This is a genomic window from Phyllobacterium sp. P5_D12 (genome assembly GCF_054049495.1).
Window position 1 is genome coordinate 1 of sequence record NZ_JBFUMG010000641.1, and the last position, 2,355, is coordinate 2,355.

Below are 2,355 nucleotides of genomic sequence, written 5' to 3' on the forward strand. Positions count from 1 at the left end.
GCCTTACCGTCCGCGGACTGGGCTTCGTACCATCGCTTTTTCTGACGGGACTGGTCGCGGCTTTTGCAAGTACGAAGATGCGACCCGGAATGGCGCTCCTGTTGGTTGGCGCACTGACATTGTTTTCTGTAATCGTGTTCAGTTATGCGCTCGGCCTGCCCTTCCGGCGTTTTGGCCCCTGGCTTGGGCAGTGAGGCCGCGAAATGGATCTTCTTAACAATCTCGTTCTCGGATTTGCTACTGCAGCTTCGCCCTACAACCTTTTGTTCTGCTTCATCGGTGTCATCCTCGGTACGCTTATCGGCGTGCTTCCCGGTATCGGTGCGACTGCGACAATCGCGATGCTTTTGCCTATCACCTTTCAGCTCGAACCAGTCTCGTCACTCATCATGCTGGCGGGCATCTACTATGGGGCACAGTATGGCGGCTCAACTACCGCCATCCTGATCAACATGCCTGGCGAATCCTCGTCGGCAGTCACTGCCATCGATGGATACCAGATGGCGCGAAAGGGCCGCGCAGGGGCTGCACTTTCAATTGCGGCTATAGGTTCGTTCTTTGCCGGAACGGTGTCGACCATTCTGGTCGCTGTGTTTGCTCCACCATTGACAGCGGTCGCTTTGAGATTCGGGTCGCCGGAATATTTCTCGCTGATGATCGTCGGCCTCGTTTCGTCCGTCGCTCTCGCCCATGGTTCCGTCGTCAAAGCACTCGGCATGGTGGTTCTTGGCCTGCTACTCGGGCTCGTTGGGACAGACATTTATACCGGTACGCCACGATTCAATCTCGGAATTCTCGAATTGTCTGATGGGTTGAATTTCGTTGCGCTTGCAGTCGGCGTATTCGGCATCGCCGAAATTTTGCGTAATCTTGAAAACGAGCACGACCGCGATGTGATGATAAAGAAGGTCACCAATCTCTGGCCCACGCGACAGGATTGGAAGGAAATGACCGCACCGATCTTGCGCGGGACAGTAATTGGCTCCGCCCTCGGCATTTTGCCCGGTGGCGGAGCAATTCTTGCGTCCTTCGCATCCTATACGGTCGAAAAACGGATCTCGAAGACGCCAGGCGAATTTGGCAAAGGTGCCGTCGCCGGGGTGGCTGGCCCTGAATCAGCCAACAACGCCGGCGCACAGACATCGTTTATCCCGATGTTGACGCTCGGCATACCGGCCAATCCGGTCATGGCCTTGATGATCGGCGCCATGATCATTCAAGGTATCGTTCCTGGTCCCAACGTGGCCACCGAACAACCAGCCTTGTTCTGGGGGATCATTGCCTCCATGTGGATCGGAAATCTCATGTTGATTCTGCTTAACCTGCCGCTGATCGGGCTTTGGGTTAAGCTGTTGACGATCCCCTACTACATGTTATTTCCGGCCATCATCGCCTTCTGTTCAATCGGCGTTTACAGCGTCAATTCCAATGTGTTCGATTTATATGCTGTCGCCTTCTTTGGCCTCATCGGTTACGGGCTGGCAAAACTCCGCTGCGAGCCGGCACCCCTGCTGCTCGGCTTTGTGCTTGGACCGCTTCTGGAGGAGCATCTTCGCCGGGCCATGATCATGTCGCGCGGCGATCCCATGACCTTCCTCAATCGCCCTATCAGTCTTGGGCTCTTGTTACTCGCAGCAGCCGTTCTCGTGGTCGTGCTGCTGCCAAGCATCCGCAAGAAGCGCGATGAGGTTTTTGTCGAAGACTAGACCACCGGGCTCCAAGCGGTTCTCACTTTGCTGGAACGATGAAATAGCTTACCCGCGCTGACTGATCGGGATAATATTTATACGTGAGATCCACCTGTTTGACGTCTGCTGGCGGCGCGGCGACACCGGCGCCGTTCAGCAAACTTAGCACGGCCGGATTCATCCCATCGCCGAACCAGACAAAAAGTGCCGGGAAGCGGATACGTGACACTGCATTCGGCATTTCCAGGTGCACCGGAATGATTGAACTGTCGAAAAGACGCAGATTTCCCGGTAATTGCGGACCATTTGACACAACGGTCTGGTAAGTGCCCGCGGCGCGCGTCACGGCGAAAAGCTTCGCGTAGTCCAGCTGGCCAATAGAAGGCGCCTTATCGTCACGAGCATACAGAATATTGACCGCCAATCCTGGAATTACGATAAGGCCGCAGATCGCACCGACAATAGCGAAGCGTTTCAACGGCAAGTCGGTTCGGATATAGCGCCCCAAAAGCATTGCCAGATAAAGCGGGCTCAAGAACAGAACCGGCTGGAGCCAGCGATCTTTCACCTCGGCAGCCCCGCTGATGAGGACTCCAACAAAAACAGCCGCCAGTGCAAACAGCAAGGTTCGGCCTACGAATTTCTCCGCGTCGTTCCAGGGACGGGG

1 protein-coding gene and 2 pseudogenes are annotated in these 2,355 nt (G+C 55.6%); 2 read left to right on the top strand and 1 reads right to left on the bottom strand.

The annotated features are described in order from the left end of the window. Both ACXJ5O_RS24640 and ACXJ5O_RS24645 read left to right on the top strand, forming a co-directional pair. Positions 1 to 194: pseudogene (locus ACXJ5O_RS24640) on the top strand (tripartite tricarboxylate transporter TctB family protein); the annotation flags it as partial. A 9-nt stretch (positions 195 to 203) separates the two neighbouring features. Next, complete coding sequence (locus ACXJ5O_RS24645) at positions 204 to 1,706, top strand: tripartite tricarboxylate transporter permease (RefSeq protein WP_271896092.1); 1,503 nt, start codon at positions 204 to 206, stop codon at positions 1,704 to 1,706. Positions 1,707 to 1,728: 22 nt separating this feature from the next. Here the strand turns inward: ACXJ5O_RS24645 and ACXJ5O_RS24650 are convergent. Next, positions 1,729 to 2,355, bottom strand: a pseudogene (locus ACXJ5O_RS24650) (glycosyl transferase); the annotation flags it as partial.